Here is a 16194-nt window from a genome sequence, read left to right as displayed (position 1 = left end):
TTTATGAACCCGCCAATCCAATGGGATTGGCGTCGGCGGTGCCCGCTTTGGATGGCGCGCCATTTGAAAGACCTTATATTGACTAATTTTGCTGAACTCGGATTGCCTGAATTGCTTGTCAACTCGCTGGCGCGCGCCGGTTTTAACGAGCCGACCAAGATACAGTCCGAAGCTATACCGCCTCTGCTAACCGGCAAGGATTTGATGGGCATTGCCCAGACAGGATCGGGCAAGACTGCGGCATTTGCCATGCCAATTCTGGCCGGTATCCTGACGTTAACCGGGCGCCCGCGTCCGCTGACCACACGCGCCTTGATTCTGGCGCCGACACGCGAGTTGGCAGTGCAAATTGACGAGGCGATCCGAAAGTTCGCCGGATCCGAAATGCGCCTGCAGACTGTGCTCGTGCTCGGTGGCGTGTCGCGCTACCATCAGGTGCAGCGGATCGCCAGAGGCGTCGATGTGGTGGTGGCGACGCCCGGTCGCCTCAAGGACCTGATTGACGACGGCAAACTCAAACTCAACGAAACGCGCTGGTTTGTGCTCGATGAAGCCGACCGGATGCTGGACATGGGCTTTATCGCGCCGGTCAAACATATTGCGCGGGCCATCGGGCCACGCCGCCAGACGATGCTGTTTTCCGCCACCATGGCGCCTGAAGTGGCCAATTTGGCAAAGGGTTTGTTGAACGAGCCCATTCGCGTCGACGCCAATCCGCAAGGCCAGACGGTGGTCAAGATTGATCAGCGGGTGATCCTGTCTGGATCCAAGGCTAAGCGCGGGGTGTTGAACGAATTGTTGGCCGAACCTGAAATGGAACGGGTGATTGTGTTCTCGCGCACCAAGCATGGGGCTGACCGCGTCGCCAAGAACCTGAATATTGACGGGCACAAGGCTGCCGCAATTCATGGCAACAAGAGCCAGAATGCCCGTCAGGCAGCGCTCAAGGGGTTTTCCTCGGGGCAGGTACGCCTGTTGGTTGCTACGGACATTGCCGCTCGCGGTATCGATGTGCCCGGCATTACCCATGTCATCAATTATGAATTGCCCGATGATCCTGAGAACTATGTGCACCGTATTGGTCGCACCGGGCGCAACGGTGCGTCGGGCATCGCGATTACACTGTGCGACGGCAGCGAGCGGATCAAACTGCGCGATGTCGAGCGCCTGATTCGCAAAAGCCTGCCGGTTTCCGGCGAGTTGCACCTGGCCAATGATACCGGTGTGGTTGAGGCACCGCGTTCGGCCTATAAAGCCAAGGGCAATCGTGGACAGCAGAAACCGCGTGGCGCGCAAAATCCCAAAAAACAGGGCGACCGGCGTTCGCCGGCTGAACGTCGTCCGTTCGCCGCTTTTGGGGACGGGGCGGGCCAGCCGCAACGTCAATCCAAGCCTGTTGAGGTCAATAGGGCCGATGGTCAAGTCACGCGTGTGCGTCGCGATAGCGAGACGGGCAAGCCGGTCGGTGCCAAGCCTGCGGCCAACAAGCAGCGTTGGGGCAAGACCCAGAAAGATGCGGCCAAATCTACGCGCCGTCCCGAGGGCGGTCGTCGGCCGCGCGGCGAGCGCGTCGCTTAACCTTAAGTTAAAGAAAGGGCGGCGCAATGCCGCTCTTTTTCATCAAAGCATAATGATTAATGTATTATGAACGGGTCGGGCGGACCTAGTTCAGAGGCGGAGCAGTATGAGTCAGTTAGTATTTCAAGGACTTCGCACCATGCCCCAGTTTTTTTTAACCGCCCTGTTTATTCTCGCCTTGAGCGTTTTGACCTTTGCCGCATCTTTTGCCGACGTTCCTCGGAGCGAGATGGTGGCAAGTGCGGTAGTTACCGAATAGGCGTTATGCCAGCGGAATGCCTTTTTCGCCTTTGTCGGCCTGATAGATGGCCGACAAGTCGGCGTACAGCGCCGTAATATCATCAAATCGGCCTAACAGGGCCTCGCGTCCGCCACGATCCAGGCTGGCGATCAATTGCGCAATATTGTGGCTTTGCCAATATTGGTTGGTTCGGTTGTAGAGTGGTCGATCTGCCGAGACGATGCCGGTTTCGGGCTCAGGGACCGCATAAACCGCTTTGAGAATGGCGATGTCATAGGGGATAGCAAAGCTGTCGCGGGTGTCTTCGTAACTGAACAAATAGTAGAAATTGTCGAACCCTGACCACGTTATGCCCGACAGGCACAGCGAGCATGGTTCGTGCGTGGCAAGGAAAATGCAGTCCTTCACATCCGGCCGCGCTGCCGGGTCGAGTTCGAAAAATCGTTTGATGGCGTGCATCTCGCCGTGCCACAGCGGATTTTCGGTCTCATTGTTGGTTTCAGCGATGACAACGGACAGGTCGGCTTTTCGCAGGATCGCCGCGCCGAAAACCTTGTTCCCCGTTTTAACGCCAATTCGAGTCTTGGGCGCGATTTCGGTTTCGATGACATCGAGTAGCCGATCAATCAAGTCACTGGTCTGCATGGCTACCTCTGAAGCTGATTTGCTCCAGTCAGCCAGCGAGCGCCGACAATGTCAATTCCGTCTAGCGTGCAGTTTGAGCAGGACGGCCCCGTCGGTCCCGAGCAGGACGAGTTCGGACTTGGTGAGTTTGTAGGTCCAGACATTTTCCAAAGCGGCAAATAGGGCCGCTTCCTGCACCATTACGGCGGGCGCACAGGCCATGCGTGTCGCGGCGATCGGGCCGACAGTCAATTGCTGGCCATCAATGTTGATTTGGGCAAAATAGCTGTTGCATCCGGCGTTGCCGCCACCACGATGATCTGTCGCAATCGAAAAGCTCAGATCGGTTTCACCGATAACCGGATTACCCGCGATGGTGACAATCTGCCACTGAGTATCAAAAAGTTCACCTGAGACGGCAAGCCTGACGCTTGGACTGTTGGCCGCAAGGGTGACATTGGTGTTGCTGGTGTCGGCCATGGAGAGGGTCAGTAACAGGGCGGGTGTCGAGCCGGACCGGATAGGAACCGGGCGCGCAGTGGCAAACCACACCTGATTATCGGCGATGATCTGGGCCGTGACGCCGAATTGGCCGTTGGCATTGAAGAGGCGGGACTGAACCGAGAAATCAAACTGCAATGGCACCTGGCCAGTCGGGGATATGGCGGCGGTTGCCACGACAATCTCGGGAAAGTCAGGCTTTGCAATATCAACAATGGCCATGCGCAAGCTGGAATTTGGAGGCAGGGCGACGCGTTCCCGGTAGGTTATTTGACCGGTAACATGCTGGGAAAGGCTCGGCAGCGTATGTTGGCATCCAAGCCATAATGAGCAAGGCCACGGCGGCAAGGTTCGTTGCTAAAATTTGGCGGGCCATGGTGATTGTCCTCCCAGGTTGGCCGATATCATAGGCATTGGTTGGGGCGAGGCCAAGGATAAGTAACTGCCGTCGTTAATCGGGGCAGGTCAGGCGGTGCTGACGATCAGGTAGGTGAACCCGAAATGATGCTCGTCCAGATTATTGCCCTCACCACCACGGTCGACGACAATAAAGTCGCTGATCTGATGTAGCGGTGTCAAAACGCCATGCCAAACGTTCATGGCGATGTTGATGCCCTGGCCCGGCGTGGTGAGAAAGGCTAGCGGACGGGCCGGTTGGCCTTGATTGTCGGGCGCCACGATGACGATAAAGGGTTGGTCCGACAATGGGTAAAAGGCCTGGCTGCCCAGCGGATGGCGTTCCATCATTTTCAGTTCGAGCGGCATTTGATAGGGCTGGCCGCGAAAGATCGAAATCATGGGTCTGGAATTTTCGCCAGCCAGTTCGATCGTTGCCAGATCGTGGTAACGCTCGGTCATACCCTGATTGATGGGGTAATGGGTGGCGCCGTCGCATTGAATGAGTTGCCCGAACGGCGCAAATGCTCTGGCTGTCAGCGGTTGCAGGCTCAATTCTGGGCAATCGGTTTTCAGTCATGGCGCGACCCTGCCGAACAGTTGCATGCGGGACATGCGGCCCGTTGGGACCAGTTTGACTTTATGGCGGACGAGGGTTGGCAATTCAATGTCAGCGGGTGGCGCGATGAGGATGTTCATGAGGCTCGTGCTTTCTCGAATAACTGCGGGCAGTTAGCCGTAGCTTTGGCCTTGCTGCAAGGGGGTATCAGGAAACTGGAACTCTATTGAGGTCCTTCTCGAGCCGTGCCAGCATGGATGCAGCATAAGCGGCATATGGGCCGATCCAGCGCTCGTGCAGGGCGTGAATGGGCAGGGCATCAAGATAGTTCCAACGCTGACGGCCGCGGCGCTCGGCAATGATCAGGCCCGCCTGCTCCAAGACCTTGAGATGCTGCATGACTGTGCAGCGGTCCAACGCGGGCAGCAACTCGCACAATGTTCCGGTGGTGCGCGGTTCTGCCTTGAGCAGATCTAGCAACTGGCGTCTGTGGCGGTGCCCCAGAGCCTTGAATATGGCATCGTCGTGCTCATCGTTTGACATGTTATAGAACTATAACATATTGTTGTTTACGTCAATGTGGAGGATTACCAGATGAGCTATGGATTCAAGGTCGCTGGTCGGATCAACAAGCCGGTTGGCGAGGTGTTCGAGGCGGTGGTCGATCCGCAACAATTGAGCAACTATTTTACTACCGGCGGCGCCAAGGGGCGCCTCGAAACCGGGGCTACCGTTAGTTGGGACTTTCACGATTTTCCGGGGGCGTTTCCGGTGCGCGTCGAGCGCGTGATCAAGGACAAGGAAATCGTTTTGCACTGGGCGGCAAGCGAAGGCGAGGGTGAGGCGGCGGTTCAGTATGAAACGACCGTGACCTTGACCTTTTTGGCGCTCGAGGATGGACGGACGCTGGTGGGCATTGCCGAAGAAGGCTGGCGGGAGACCGCATCGGGCCTCAAATCATCCTATGGCAATTGCGAGGGCTGGACCGGCATGTTGTGCGCACTCAAGGTCTATCTTGAGCACGGCATCATGTTGCGCGAGGGATTCTACAAATAAGCAACTGCCCCCTAAGGCAGCAGGGCATCAAGGCGAAGTCGGGCGATTCGTTCGACCTGACTGCAGGCGGCGTTGAACTCGATTTCGGGGCTATTGTTGAGCCGCTGCTGAAATGCCGCAAGGATTGAGGCCTTGGTATTGTCCTTGACTGCAATGATGAAGGGAAAACCAAATTTTTCGACATAGGTGGCGTTGAGGCGGGTGAAACTGTCGCGCTCGGTATCGGTCAGCGCATCGAGGCCGGCGGACGCCTGCTCGGCGGTGGACGCCTCGGTCAGCCGTTTTGCGGCCGCGAGTTTGCCGGCAAGATCGGGGTGGGCGCGTAGTACGCCGCGTTTTTCGTCATCGCTGGCGAGGCGAAATTGTGTGCGCAAGGCGAAATGCAGGCCTACAGCGGTATCGTTGGCAGGGGCGAGGCTCGCTTTCCCATGCGCGCTCGGCAATCCAGGCAGAATGCTCGAAAATGGAGCCGAAATGTTCGACGAAACCGGCTTTGTCGAGTTTGCTGGGTTGCAACGATGGTCGTTGATAGGGGTGGTTGATGGCCCAGTGACGAGCAATATCGAGGCGGGTCGGCACCCACACTTTATCCTTGCTGGCGATGTAGTCGAGAAACCGCTGCAGCCCCATGGCGCGGCCGGGTTGGCCGACAAGGCGGCAATGCAGGCCGACACTCATCATTTTGGGTCGACCGGCCTGGCCTTCGGCATATAGGCAATCAAAACTGTCCTTGAGAAACTGGAAATAGGCTTGGCCATTGTCAAAGCCTGAGGGCGTGACAAAGCGCATGTCGTTGGCGGAAAGCGTATAAGGAATTATCAGTTGCGGACGATCATTGTGGACCCGCCAATAGGGCAGATCATCGTCGTAGGTGTCCGAAATATAAGAAAATCCACCCTCTTCGGAGACCAGATCAACCGTATTAAGCGAGCAGCGTCCCGTATACCAGCCCAATGGGCGTTCGCCGGTTGCTATGGTATGTAGATGAATGGCCTGTTGGATCTGGTCGCGTTCGATCTCGGGCGGCATATCCTTATGCTCGACCCATTTATAGCCGTGGCTGGCGATTTCCCATCCTGCCGCCTGCATAGCCTCCAATTGGGCGGGGGCACGCATCAAGGCGGTGGCCACGCCATAAATAGTCAACCCAAAATTGGCTTTGGTGAACATGGCATGCAGACGCCAAAACCCAGCGCGGGCGCCATATTCATACATCGATTCAATGTTCCAATGGCGCTGGCCGGGCCAAGGCGCGGCACCAACAACGTCGGCGAGAAAAGCCTCGGATGCCGCGTCGCCATGCAAAATGTTGTTTTCGCCACCTTCTTCATAATTGAGCACGAACTGCACGGCGACATGGGCGCCGCCGGGCCAATTTACCTCTGGTGGGTTGGCGCCATATCCATGGAGATCGCGGGGGTAACGCATCAATTTGTCTCGCTGTTTGTGGCCGAGTTTAACCAACCCGTCGCCAACGGCAAGATGTACAAAATAGACCAAATGGTAAAAATTTGCGTCGCCCCCTTGGAACAGACGAAATTTGCGATAGTCTGCGACGTTGGGGAAACCGAAGGATAGCAGTAATGGCGGGATCTGGGCGCCTGACGACGCACGTTCTGGACACCATGCATGGCAAGCCGGCACGGGGAATGCGTCTTGATCTGCTCTATGTGCATGGCGACCACAATCATCATATCGCTGAAAGCTTCACCAATGCGGACGGTCGAGTTGACCAGCCGCTGTTGGAAGGGGAGCAGTTCGACAAGGGCGTGTTCGAGATCCAGTTTCATGTTGGGCAGTATTTCGAGCGGCTTGGCGTTGCGCTTGAAACTCCGTTTCTGGACGTTGTCCCCATCCGCTTTTCGATCAGCGACGAGAGTCACTATCACGTGCCGTTGCTGGTGAGTCCCTTTGCCTATTCCACTTATCGGGGTAGTTAAGATGGCCAATATACGCGGCGCGATCCGGTTTATTCTCAACAACGAGGAAATCTCGCTGACCGAGGTGTCGCCGACGACCACCTTGTTGGATTTCCTGCGTCTCGACAGGCGCTTGCGCGGCTCCAAAGAGGGCTGTGCGGAAGGCGATTGTGGGGCCTGCACCGTGCTGGTGGGACGGTTGTCGGGCGACGAGATCATCTATGATTCGGTGACCGCGTGTATTCGTTTTGTCGCCAGCCTCGATGGTTGCCATGTGGTGACCGTGGAGCATCTGGCGGCCAAGGACGGCACTTTACATCCGGTGCAGCAGGCCATGGTGGATCATCATGGCAGCCAATGCGGGTTCTGCACGCCCGGCTTTGTCATGTCGCTTTACGGGCTCTGGATGCGCGATCCCAACCCGACGACGGCGGCGATTGAACGCGCCTTGCAGGGCAATCTTTGCCGGTGCACCGGCTACGCGCCCATCATTCGGGCGGCCAAGGCGATTTCCTCTTATGGTGCGCCCGAGGCCGATCCCTTGCGAGCCGAACGCATTAAGATCAAGGCGCGACTCGAGACACTCAATGACGGTTCGCGGGTTGAGTTGGGCGAGGATGCCGAAAAATTTATCATACCGGCGCATCTCGACGAGCTTGCCGAAATTTATGCCGACATGCCCAGGGCGCGCATTGTTGCGGGGTCCACCGACGTTGGATTGTGGGTTACCAAGTTCATGCGCGACATCGGCCCGGCCATCTTTATCGGCAATATTCCCGAGCTGCGCCGCATTGCCGAAAACGACAGTGAGGTCCGCTTTTACGCTGGCGTGAGTTATTCAGAGGCGCTGCCGATCATTACGAACTACTTTCCGCAGCTGGGGGAACTGTGGAACCGGTTTGCCGGTGAACAAGTGCGCAATATGGGCACGATTGGCGGCAATATTGCCAACGGTTCGCCGATTGGCGACACGCCGCCGCCGTTTATCGCGCTCGGGGCCAAGCTGCATTTGCGGCAGGGGGAACATCGGCGCGAGATCAAGCTGGAGGATTATTTTCTCGATTACGGCAAGCAGGACCGGCGCCCGGGTGAGTTCGTGGAAAGTGTCACCATCCCCCACCTCCCGGCGGGCGAGCAGTTTGCTACCTACAAAATTTCCAAACGGCGGGATGAGGATATTTCGGCGCTTTGTGGGGCATTTCGAGTGTTTGTCAACGACACGGGTCATGTCGGCATGGTGCGAATTGCCTTCGGGGGCATGGCGGCGACGCCCAAACGTGCCAAAGCGGTGGAAGCGGCGCTCGATGGCCAACCCTGGACAGTTGAAACAATCGAGGCGGCGGTCGGGGCATTTGCCAGTGATTTTCAACCGATCGGCGACATGAGGGCCTCGGCGGCATATCGTTTACTGGTCGCGCAAAATCTGTTGCGACGGTTTCATGCTGAAACAACCGGGGCCGGGCAGCGGCTGGTGCGAGGGGCCGCCTGATGAACAAGCATCCCAGTGTCGCCCGCTCGCAAATGCATGAGGCAACCCGGCACGATAGTGGACCCAAGCATGTCGCGGGTGCTGCCGAATATATTGACGATATTATCGAACCAGCGGGCACGATGCACGCCTATCTCGGCTTGGCCCAAAGTGCCCATGCCGAGATTGTCGATATTGACTTGAGCGCTGTCAGGACCGCGCCGGGGGTAATCGGGGTCTTGGGCATTGACGATATTCCGGGCCACAATGATGTGAGCCCGAGCCACAAGCATGATGAACCGATCTTTGCGTCGGGCGAAGTGCAATTTTGGGGGCAACCGATGTTTGCCGTGGTCGGGGAGACCCGCGAGGCGGCGCGGCGGGCCGCTCAACTGGCCAAGATCGAACTGCGACCATTGCCATTCATTGCCGACGTCAAGTCAGCGCAGGCGGCAGGCAGCAGACTGGTGACTGAACCGCTCAAACTTGAACGGGGGGATGTTAACAAAGGCATGGCCGAGGCGCCGCGGCGGGTCGCTGGCAGCATGGCGATAGGTGGGCAGGACCATTTCTACCTTGAGGGCCAGATTGCCATGGCCATTCCGGGTGAGGACGAGGATGTTACGGTCTTTTCGTCGACCCAGCACCCCAGCGAAGTGCAGTTGATGGTGGCCAATGTGCTTGGCGTGCAGCAGCATGCGGTTACCGTCAATGTGCGGCGTATGGGGGGAGGCTTTGGCGGCAAGGAGACGCAGGGCAACCTTTTCGCGGCTGTCGTAGCGCTTGCCGCCAAGAAATGGCGGCGCGCCTGCAAGGTTCGCCCGGATCGCGACGATGACATGAGCGCGACGGGCAAACGTCACGACTTCGTCGTAGATTATGACGTCGGCTATGACGAAAGCGGCAAGATATTGGCGGTCGACGCGGTCTATGGCGCGCGGGCGGGGTTTTCGTCTGACCTGTCGGGGCCGGTAACCGATCGGGCGCTGTTTCATGCTGACAATGCCTACTGGTATCCGGCAGTGCGGGTGCGTTCGGAGCCACTGTACACCAACACGGTTTCCAACACGGCGTTTCGCGGTTTCGGCGGCCCACAGGGGATGTTGGCGGCGGAGCGCTGGATCGAGGATATCGCCTATGCGCTTGACCGCGATCCACTCGATATTCGCAAAGCCAATTTCTACGGTACCGACGACAATAATATTACGCCTTACCATCAGACGGTCAGCGACAATATCATTGCTAGAATTGTCGATGAGTTGGAGCGATCCTCCAACTATCAGGCGCGCCGGGCGGCGGTCAAAAAGCACAATGCGCAAAACGCCGTACTCAAGAAGGGCATTGCGCTGACCCCGGTTAAATTCGGCATTTCTTTTACGGCGACCTGGTACAATCAGGCGGGGGCGCTGGTGCATGTCTACAAGGATGGGTCAATCCATTTGAGCCATGGCGGTACCGAAATGGGGCAGGGGCTTTATATCAAAGTTGCCCAGGTGCTTGCCGACGCGTTCGGGGTGGGGCTCGATAGCATCAAGATCATGGCGACGTCGACGGGCAAGGTGCCTAACACGTCCGCTACCGCCGCATCATCGGGATCAGATCTTAATGGCATGGCGGCTCATGACGCGGCGCGTCAGATCAAGGAACGATTGGTGGTGCATGCCGCTAAAATCTACCAATGTGCTGAAGAGGCCGTGGTTTGGGTGCCCGGCGGCATTCAGGCAGGTGACGAGTTTGTGTCATTTGAAGCGTTGATTGCCTCTGCCTATCTCAATCGGGTGCAATTGTCGGCGACAGGTTTTTATACGACGCCGAAGATCCATTGGGACCGGGCGACGGGGCGCGGGCATCCGTTTTACTATTTTGCCTATGGCGCCGCTGTGTCCGAAGTGACCATCGACATTTTAACCGGTGAATACCAGGTTGACCGCGTTGATATTCTGCACGATGTCGGCACATCGCTGAACCCGGCGGTAGACATGGGGCAGATTGAGGGCGGCTTCATTCAGGGCATGGGCTGGCTGACCACGGAGGAGTTGGTTTGGGACGACAAGGGGCAGTTGCGCACGCACGCGCCCTCGACCTACAAAATCCCGCTGGCGTCCGATGTGCCGCCGATCTTCAATGTGGAAATCGCAGAATGGTCGGTTAACACCGAGCCGACGATAGGTCGGTCCAAGGCCGTGGGCGAACCGCCGCTTATGTTGGCGATGAGCGTTGTCGAGGCGCTCTCGATGGCTGTTGCCAGCGTGGGCGACTACAAGGTTGCACCAAGACTGGACACACCAGTGACGCCGGAGCGGGTCCTGATGGGATGCGAGCGGGTTCGACGCGAGGTGCGCGGATGAAAGCCAAGGCTGCCGAGATCGCAAATTTTTTTGAGCGCGAACCGGTAGCCGTCTTGGCGCAATTGAGTGATGTGCGCGGTTCGAGCCCGCGCGCGCAGGGCACTTTCATGCTCGTGGGCGGTAGCAGTGAGTTCGGGACCATCGGGGGCGGTGCGCTCGAATATATGGTCATGGATGAAGCACGTCGGCTGATCCGTGATGGGGTCGCAAAGCATTGGCTCGACGTGCCGCTTGGTCCTGAGATCGGCCAGTGCTGCGGCGGTCGGGTAGCTGTTGCCCTGACGCTGGTGACGGCGACGGTTCGTGAGGCACTGGTGCAAGAGGCTGCAGCGGTAGACGCCGCCCGGACGCCGGTTTTCATTTTTGGTGCCGGTCATGTCGGGCGCGTACTGGCGCGCATTCTGGACTTGCTACCGGTCAAGGTTTGCGTGGTTGATACGCGACCGGACGCATTGGCGCTGTTGCCGCACGATGTCGAAACAAGACGGGTGGCAATGCCCGAGGCAGTTGTGCGGCAGGCTCCGGCTGGCAGTGCCTATGTTATTTTGACCCATGATCATGCGCTGGATTTCCTGATCGCGCAGGAGGCATTGGCCCGATCCGACAGTGCCTATGTTGGTATGGTGGGTAGCAGGACCAAGCGCGCGAAATTTTCCAGCTGGTATCTGGATGAGGGCGGGGACGCTTCGGCCCTGCAGCGGCTGGTTTTACCTATTGGCAATCAAGGGCTTGTGGACAAACGTCCCGAAATAATAGCCGCGCTGGCGGCAGCGGAACTAATGGTCCATATTGGCGCGTGGGAAGCTAAGAGGTTGGGCGTGCAAGGCACCGACCAATGGGGGGCTGCCAATGGACGCCAGTAGGCCGTTCAGGTTGGAATTGAGGGGAATTACCAAACGGTTTCCCGGGGTTGTGGCTAATGACAAGGTCAGTTTTTCGGTCAAGCCAGGTGAAATTCACGCGTTGCTCGGCGAAAATGGTGCCGGCAAATCAACTTTGGTCAAGATGATCTACGGGATCATGCAGCCTGACGCCGGCGACATTCGCTGGGACGGGCAAAAGGTCGTCATGACTAACCCAAAAATGGCGAGAAAGCTGGGAATCGGCATGGTGTTCCAGCATTTTTCGCTGTTTGAGGCGATGACGGTGCTGGAAAACATCGCCCTCGGTATGGATGCGAAAATACCGGCGCGCGAACTCGAAGCCAGTATTCGCAAGGTGATGGACCAGTATGGACTAGTGCTTGATCCACATCGGGTCGTGTCGACGCTGTCGGTTGGCGAGCGCCAGCGCATTGAAATTGTACGGGCCCTGTTGCTCGATCCCAAACTGCTGATCATGGACGAACCGACATCGGTGCTGACGCCGCAGGAGGTCGAACAGTTGTTCGACGTATTGCGTAAGGCTCGCCACCGAGGGCTGCTCCATCCTCTATATTTCCCATAAATTGCATGAAATCAAAGCCTTGTGCCACACTGCCACGATCCTGCGCGCGGGGAAAATGGTCGATACCTGTGATCCAACGGCCGAAACATCGCGCACCATGGCCGAGAAAATGATCGGCACGGGCCTTAAGGATATTGTGCGGGGCGAAGGGCGACAGATGGGCAACGCCAAATTTGTGGTGTCGAACCTTTCGACCCGCAAATTGGGGCATTTCGATGTTGCGGTCGAGGGGGTGAGCTTTTCGGTTCGGGCGGGCGAAATTCTTGGAATTGCGGGGGTTGCGGGCAACGGGCAGAATGCATTGCTTGATGCGCTGAGTGGCGAAGTGGAGGCCCACGCGGCCACCGCGATAGTGCTAGATGGGCAACCTCTGGGGCAGTTGGGCACGACGGCACGCCGAAAGCACGGCCTGTGCGCGGTACCTGAGGAGCGCAACGGCCACGCGGCAGTCGGCGATTTTTCCCTGGCAGAAAATACGATTTTGACCGCGCGCGACCGTATGAGCATGGTGGTCATGGGTTTGATCAATTCGGGTGCCGCGCGAACCTATACCGGCAAGGTGATTACCGAGTTTGCGGTCAAGGCGTTAGGGCCGGCATCGCTGGCCGGGTCGCTTTCGGGGGGAAATTTGCAAAAATACATTATGGGACGCGAAATATTGCAGCGGCCAAGCGTGCTTGTGGTTAGCCAGCCGACATGGGGCGTCGACGCAGGTGCGGCAGCGGCGATCCATCAGGCACTGGTGGATCTGGCGGCGGAGGGGTCGGCCATTGTGGTAATTTCGCAGGATCTGGATGAATTGCTGGTGCTGTGTGACACGATGGCCGTGATCAATAGTGGCCGACTGTCGGCGAGCAAGCCGGTGGGGACGGTGACCGTCGACGAAATCGGCTTGCTGATGGGTGGCGTTCACGGCGACAAAACGGCGGAGGGCGCGCATGCAGTTCCGGCTTGAAAAACGGCAGGAACCAAGCCGGTTCATGCTCTATGCCACCCCGGTTGCAGCCGTAGTGCTGACCATGGTGCTGGGCGCCATCATTTTTTCGCTAATAGGTTTTGACGGTCTGGGGGCGGTGCGCGAGATTTTTCTGACGCCATTGATCAATCCGTTGAAATGGCAGGATCTGGCGGTCAAGGCATCGCCACTGATCATTATTGCCGTCGGGTTGTCTATCGGCTATCGCGCGAATGTCTGGAATATCGGGGCTGAGGGGCAGTATATTGTGGGCGGGCTGGCCGGAACCGGGGTGGCGCTGGCAACTTGGGAAATGACCGGCTGGTGGCTATTGCCGCTGATGATTATCGCCGGTATTGCGGGCGGCATGGCCTATGCGGCGGTGCCAGCTCTGTTGCGGGTAAAATTCAAAGTCAACGAGATTTTGACAACGCTGATGCTGACCTATGTGTCGGTGCAATTGCTCAACTATCTGGTGCTTGGTCCATGGATCAACCCGACCGGGTACGGCCAGGCGCAGACGCGACTGTTCAATGCGGACCAGACATTGCCCTATATTATTCCAGGCACGATCGTTCAATTGGGGACGCCAATAGCCCTGTTGGTGGCGCTGGTCGCCTGGGTGCTGATGTCCAAATCGATGTTCGGATTTCAAATTCGGGTGGTTGGGTTGGCGCCGCACGCGGCGCGCTATGGCGGGTTTTCAGAAGGCAAAACCATCTGGCTCGCTCTGCTGGTCGGGGGCGGATTGGCGGGACTTGCGGGCGTGCTGGAAGTCGCGGGGCCGTTTGGGCGCATGGTGCCGAGTTTTCCCACAAATTACGGGTTTACCGCGATTATCGTTGCATTTCTCGGGCGCCTAAATCCGCTGGGCATCGTAGTGGCCGGTATTGTCTTGGCGATTACATTCGTGGGCGGACAAGTGGCGCAAACTACTATCGGCCTGCCGTTTCCGGCGGTCGGTCTGTTTCAGGCGATGATGCTGTTCCTGCTGCTGGCTGGTGATATACTGGTGCGCTATCGGTTGCGCCGGGTGGTGCCGCTGGCGGTGGCGGAGGATGTGGCATGAGCCCCGACCTGCTGATCGGTCTCATTATCACGCTGGTCGGCGCGTCGACACCGATCCTGCTGGCGGCGCTTGGCGAGTTGGTTGCCGAAAAAAGCGGTGTACTCAATCTGGGTGTCGAAGGCATGATGCTGGTCGGGGCGGTTATCTGTTTTGCCGTCACCTACAATACCGGCAACCCATGGCTCGGCATTGTGGCGGCAGCGCTTGCATCGACTGCCGTTGCCATGATTTTTGCGGTATTGACGCTGGGCCTGTCCGCCAATCAGGTTGCGACCGGACTGGCATTGACCATTTTTGGCACGGGCTTTTCAGCCCTGTTTGGCCGTGCCTATACAGGCAAGCCGCTGGCGCTGTTCAAATCGATTTTTCCTGATTGGCTTGCTACGCATCCGGTTCTGAAGGTGCTGTTTGGCTATAGTCCGCTGGTATATTTTTCATTCGCCATGGTAGCGCTGGTCTGGTGGTTTCTAGCAAAAACCCGCGGTGGCCTGATATTGCGAGCAGTGGGGGAGAGTGATATTTCGGCGCACTCGATGGGCTATTCGGTTATTGGTGTTCGCTACGGGGCGGTCGCATTTGGCGGGGCCATGGCCGGTATCGCCGGCAGTTGTTTTCCGCTGATGCTGACGCCACAATGGGTCGAGGGCCTAACCGCCGGGCGGGGCTGGATTGCGCTGGCGCTTGTGGTGTTTGGCGCCTGGCGCCCGATCCGCCTGTTGGGCGGCGCCTATCTGTTTGGTCTGGTGATGACCATCGAACTTTATGCAAAAGCTGGCGGCGGTGTCGCCCATGTGTTGCCGTCACAATTCTGGGCGGCGCTGCCCTATCTTGCAACCATCCTCGTTCTCGTGCTGATCTCGCTCAGACAATCGAGCAATACGAGTGCCCCGGCGTGCCTCGGCAAGCCGTTCCTGCCTACCAATTAATGAGTCTATTTGGGAGACCAATATGAGCATGCTTTCTCGTCGTAATATTTTGAAGATCGGTGGCGCCGCCGCCGCCCTGCCTCTACTTGGCCGGGGGGCTTATGCCCAGGAACCGCTCAAGGTCGGTTTCGTGTTGATCGGTACGCCCGATGACAATGGCTGGAACCATGGGCACGACATGGGCCGCCAAGCCATGGAAGACGCATTGGGCGACAAGGTAACCAGCACCGTGGTGACCAATGTTGCCGAAGGCCCCGACAGCGAGCGCGTATTCCGCGAACTGGCACAGCAGGGCCACAAGCTGATTTTTGGCACCAGTTTTGGGTTTGGCGACTATATGCTTAAGGTTGCAAAGGAATTTCCAGATGTGAAATTCGAGTGGGCGACAGGCAACGCAACCGCCCCCAATCTCTCGACCTATAATGCCAAGTTCCATGAAGGGCGCGCTGTGCTTGGCACGATCGCCGGCATGATGACGGAAACCAACAAGCTGGCCTATATCGGTTCGATCCCCATCCCCGAAGTGCGCATGGGCATCAATTCGTTCGCTATTGCGGCGCGCAAGGTCAATCCGGATGTGTCGATCAAGGTGGTTTATATTGATAGCTGGTTCGATCCAGCCAAGGAGGCCGATGCGACACGCGCCTTGATCGATCAGGGCGTTGATATTTTTGCCTCCCACATGGATGGCCCGGTCAGTCTGCAAATCGCGGAAGAGCGCGGCATCATTGGCGGGTTTGGTCAGGGTGCGGATATGAGCGCTTTTGCGCCCAAGGCGCAGCTAACGTCCATCATCGATGTGTGGGGTCCGCATTATATCGAGGCGGCCCAGCAGGTTCTTGACGGTACCTGGGTGGAAAGCAGCACCTGGCCGGGCCTTAAAGAAGGCGAAGTGGTTATCGGTCCCTACAACGAAAAAATTCCGGCTGACGTCGTTGCTGCCGCTGAAAAGGTTCGCATGGGCATTATTGATGGCTCGTTGCACCCGTTCGCTGGCCCGATCATGGACAATGCCGGGACTGAACGCGTCGCTGAAGGCGATATTATTGACGACGGCGAATTCTGGGCCGTCGACTGGTACGCTGCAGGCGTTGAGGCCTAAAGGGGC

At 57.8% G+C, this 16194-nt stretch carries 14 protein-coding genes and 2 pseudogenes; 11 read left to right on the top strand and 5 right to left on the bottom strand.

The genetic code is table 11. The features are described 5' to 3' along the window. Nucleotides 1-51 precede the first annotated feature (51 nt). Nucleotides 52-1578: a DEAD/DEAH box helicase gene (locus tag PSQ19_RS09045; protein ID WP_282220510.1), complete on the top strand. Its 1527-nt coding sequence runs from the start codon at nucleotides 52-54 to the stop codon at nucleotides 1576-1578. A gap of 106 nt (nucleotides 1579-1684) precedes the next feature. Next, nucleotides 1685-1837: a hypothetical protein gene (locus PSQ19_RS09040; protein WP_282220509.1), complete on the top strand. Its 153-nt coding sequence runs from the start codon at nucleotides 1685-1687 to the stop codon at nucleotides 1835-1837. Nucleotides 1838-1840: 3 nt separating this feature from the next. On the opposite strand, the gene PSQ19_RS09035 is transcribed toward PSQ19_RS09040, so the two are convergent. From PSQ19_RS09035 to PSQ19_RS09020, 4 genes are all read right to left on the bottom strand, one after another. Further along, nucleotides 1841-2464: a nucleoside deaminase gene (locus PSQ19_RS09035; protein WP_282220508.1), complete on the bottom strand. Its 624-nt coding sequence runs from the start codon at nucleotides 2462-2464 to the stop codon at nucleotides 1841-1843. A gap of 51 nt (nucleotides 2465-2515) precedes the next feature. Beyond that, nucleotides 2516-3292: an META domain-containing protein gene (locus tag PSQ19_RS09030; protein WP_282220507.1), complete on the bottom strand. Its 777-nt coding sequence runs from the start codon at nucleotides 3290-3292 to the stop codon at nucleotides 2516-2518. 117 nt (nucleotides 3293-3409) lie between these two features. Further along, nucleotides 3410-3895, bottom strand: coding sequence for an ureidoglycolate lyase (locus tag PSQ19_RS09025; RefSeq protein WP_282220506.1), 486 nt, complete (start codon nucleotides 3893-3895; stop codon nucleotides 3410-3412). Between the two features lie 211 nt (nucleotides 3896-4106). Next, nucleotides 4107-4442: an ArsR/SmtB family transcription factor gene (locus tag PSQ19_RS09020; RefSeq protein WP_282220505.1), complete on the bottom strand. Its 336-nt coding sequence runs from the start codon at nucleotides 4440-4442 to the stop codon at nucleotides 4107-4109. 51 nt (nucleotides 4443-4493) lie between these two features. Between PSQ19_RS09020 and PSQ19_RS09015 the strand changes: the two genes are divergently transcribed. Further along, complete coding sequence (locus PSQ19_RS09015; protein WP_282220504.1) at nucleotides 4494-4955, top strand: SRPBCC domain-containing protein; 462 nt, start codon at nucleotides 4494-4496, stop codon at nucleotides 4953-4955. A gap of 11 nt (nucleotides 4956-4966) precedes the next feature. Here PSQ19_RS09015 and puuE read toward each other — a convergent pair. Next, nucleotides 4967-6383 (bottom strand): annotated as a pseudogene (puuE, locus tag PSQ19_RS09010) (allantoinase PuuE). Between the two features lie 155 nt (nucleotides 6384-6538). On the opposite strand from puuE, the gene uraH reads away from it, so the two are divergent. The 8 genes and pseudogenes from uraH to PSQ19_RS08970 all read left to right on the top strand — a co-directional run bounded on the left by uraH (nucleotide 6539) and on the right by PSQ19_RS08970 (nucleotide 16188). Beyond that, nucleotides 6539-6895, top strand: a complete 357-nt coding sequence (uraH, locus tag PSQ19_RS09005) for a hydroxyisourate hydrolase (protein WP_282220503.1) — start codon at nucleotides 6539-6541, stop codon at nucleotides 6893-6895. A 1-nt stretch (nucleotide 6896) separates the two neighbouring features. Beyond that, complete coding sequence (xdhA, locus tag PSQ19_RS09000) at nucleotides 6897-8363, top strand: xanthine dehydrogenase small subunit (protein ID WP_282220502.1); 1467 nt, start codon at nucleotides 6897-6899, stop codon at nucleotides 8361-8363. After that, a complete protein-coding gene (gene xdhB, locus PSQ19_RS08995) occupies nucleotides 8363-10690 on the top strand; it encodes a xanthine dehydrogenase molybdopterin binding subunit (protein ID WP_282220501.1) in 2328 nt (775 codons plus the stop codon). The genes xdhA and xdhB overlap by 1 nt, the downstream gene beginning before the upstream one ends. Beyond that, the gene (xdhC, locus tag PSQ19_RS08990; protein WP_282220500.1) at nucleotides 10687-11553 is read left to right on the top strand and encodes a xanthine dehydrogenase accessory protein XdhC; all 867 of its coding nucleotides are present in this window, start codon (nucleotides 10687-10689) and stop codon (nucleotides 11551-11553) included. Before xdhB ends, xdhC begins: the two co-directional genes overlap by 4 nt. Next, nucleotides 11540-13091: pseudogene (locus tag PSQ19_RS08985) on the top strand (ABC transporter ATP-binding protein). Before xdhC ends, PSQ19_RS08985 begins: the two are co-directional and overlap by 14 nt. Continuing rightward, nucleotides 13075-14160: an ABC transporter permease gene (locus tag PSQ19_RS08980; RefSeq protein WP_282220499.1), complete on the top strand. Its 1086-nt coding sequence runs from the start codon at nucleotides 13075-13077 to the stop codon at nucleotides 14158-14160. The pseudogene PSQ19_RS08985 and the gene PSQ19_RS08980 overlap by 17 nt, the downstream one beginning before the upstream one ends. Continuing rightward, entirely contained in the window at nucleotides 14157-15086 is a 930-nt protein-coding gene (locus tag PSQ19_RS08975) for an ABC transporter permease (RefSeq protein WP_282220498.1), read from the top strand. Before PSQ19_RS08980 ends, PSQ19_RS08975 begins: the two co-directional genes overlap by 4 nt. A gap of 22 nt (nucleotides 15087-15108) precedes the next feature. Continuing rightward, nucleotides 15109-16188, top strand: coding sequence for a BMP family ABC transporter substrate-binding protein (locus PSQ19_RS08970; RefSeq protein ID WP_282220497.1), 1080 nt, complete (start codon nucleotides 15109-15111; stop codon nucleotides 16186-16188). Nucleotides 16189-16194 lie beyond the last annotated feature (6 nt).

The sequence above is a fragment of the Devosia algicola genome (assembly GCF_028816455.1).
GTDB lineage: Bacteria > Pseudomonadota > Alphaproteobacteria > Rhizobiales > Devosiaceae > Devosia > Devosia algicola.
The sequence above is the reverse complement of the archived record's forward strand: the minus strand, read 5'-3'. Positions and strand labels throughout refer to the sequence as shown.

Excerpts from the sequence above, each read along its gene's own strand:
- xdhB (WP_282220501.1), top strand. The coding sequence starts at position 8,363 with ATGAACAAGCATCCCAGTGTCGCCCGCTCGCAAATGCATGAGGCAACC.
- PSQ19_RS08970 (WP_282220497.1), top strand. The coding sequence starts at position 15,109 with ATGAGCATGCTTTCTCGTCGTAATATTTTGAAGATCGGTGGCGCCGCC.
- PSQ19_RS09015 (WP_282220504.1), top strand. The coding sequence starts at position 4,494 with ATGAGCTATGGATTCAAGGTCGCTGGTCGGATCAACAAGCCGGTTGGC.
- PSQ19_RS09040 (WP_282220509.1), top strand. The coding sequence starts at position 1,685 with ATGAGTCAGTTAGTATTTCAAGGACTTCGCACCATGCCCCAGTTTTTT.
- xdhA (WP_282220502.1), top strand. The coding sequence starts at position 6,897 with ATGGCCAATATACGCGGCGCGATCCGGTTTATTCTCAACAACGAGGAA.
- PSQ19_RS09035 (WP_282220508.1), bottom strand. The coding sequence starts at position 2,464 with ATGCAGACCAGTGACTTGATTGATCGGCTACTCGATGTCATCGAAACC.
- PSQ19_RS09020 (WP_282220505.1), bottom strand. The coding sequence starts at position 4,442 with ATGTCAAACGATGAGCACGACGATGCCATATTCAAGGCTCTGGGGCAC.
- PSQ19_RS09045 (WP_282220510.1), top strand. The coding sequence starts at position 52 with ATGGCGCGCCATTTGAAAGACCTTATATTGACTAATTTTGCTGAACTC.
- PSQ19_RS08980 (WP_282220499.1), top strand. The coding sequence starts at position 13,075 with ATGCAGTTCCGGCTTGAAAAACGGCAGGAACCAAGCCGGTTCATGCTC.
- uraH (WP_282220503.1), top strand. The coding sequence starts at position 6,539 with ATGGCGGGATCTGGGCGCCTGACGACGCACGTTCTGGACACCATGCAT.
- PSQ19_RS08975 (WP_282220498.1), top strand. The coding sequence starts at position 14,157 with ATGAGCCCCGACCTGCTGATCGGTCTCATTATCACGCTGGTCGGCGCG.
- xdhC (WP_282220500.1), top strand. The coding sequence starts at position 10,687 with ATGAAAGCCAAGGCTGCCGAGATCGCAAATTTTTTTGAGCGCGAACCG.